The sequence below is a fragment of the Paraburkholderia sp. BCC1885 genome, assembly GCF_900996235.1.
Lineage (GTDB): Bacteria > Pseudomonadota > Gammaproteobacteria > Burkholderiales > Burkholderiaceae > Paraburkholderia.
The window spans coordinates 1-690 of sequence record NZ_CAAJGM010000034.1; the positions used below are offsets into that span (position 1 = coordinate 1).

Sequence of the window (690 nt, forward strand, 5' to 3'; positions counted from 1 at the left end):
TCACCGCCCTCGCCGGCATTCGCCAGCGCGACCGCGAAGGCGTCGATCTCGATCGGTGTCACGGAAGCGGCCGAGCCCGGGTCGCCGACGCGCACCAGCAGGTCCACGCCGGTCAGCAGTGCATCGATATGGCTGGCGCCCAGCACCTGCTCGCCGCGCTGCGCGGCGACGAAGCATTCCTCCATGCGCCCCGCGATCTCGACGCCCTGCGGCACGCCGACGATGCGCGCGGCGCCCTTGAGCGAATGCGCGGCGCGCATGCAGGCCTCGAACGCGGCGGCATCCTGGGCGCCTTGCTCCAGCGCGAGCAGGTGCCGCGACAGCGCCTCGGTCTGGGTCTGGGTTTCCTCGCGGAACAGGTCGAGCAGCGACTGCCGGCTCAGGTCGTCGTCATGGCTCATCTGAGGCTCTGCAACAGCGAATCGAACAGCCGGTCCTCGTCGAGCAGGCCGACCACGCGCTCGCGCCAGCCGAACACGCAGCGCGTATGCGTCCCGCCGGCGCGCGAGACGGTGGCCGGCGGCGGTACGCGATCGGCGGCAGCGAAGCGCAACACGCCCTCCACCTCGTCGACCGGGAACACCACCGGCTCGCCGCGATGGGCCACCACCAGCATGCGCGTGAAGGCCGCGCGCGGGCCCTCGGCGGCACGCCCGGCGGCAGCGTCGAGATCGAGCAGGCGGGCCAGCG

Annotated in this window: 2 protein-coding genes; both read right to left on the reverse strand. The window is 72.9% G+C overall.

The genetic code is table 11. The features are described from left to right. A partial coding sequence (locus FQ755_RS03165) for an Hpt domain-containing protein (RefSeq protein WP_186308402.1) occupies positions 1-401 on the reverse strand: 401 nt, incomplete at its 3' end. Next, positions 398-690, reverse strand: a 293-nt coding sequence (locus FQ755_RS03170) for a chemotaxis protein CheW (RefSeq protein WP_186308403.1), incomplete at its 5' end; no start/stop codon positions are given. The genes FQ755_RS03170 and FQ755_RS03165, both read right to left, overlap by 4 nt.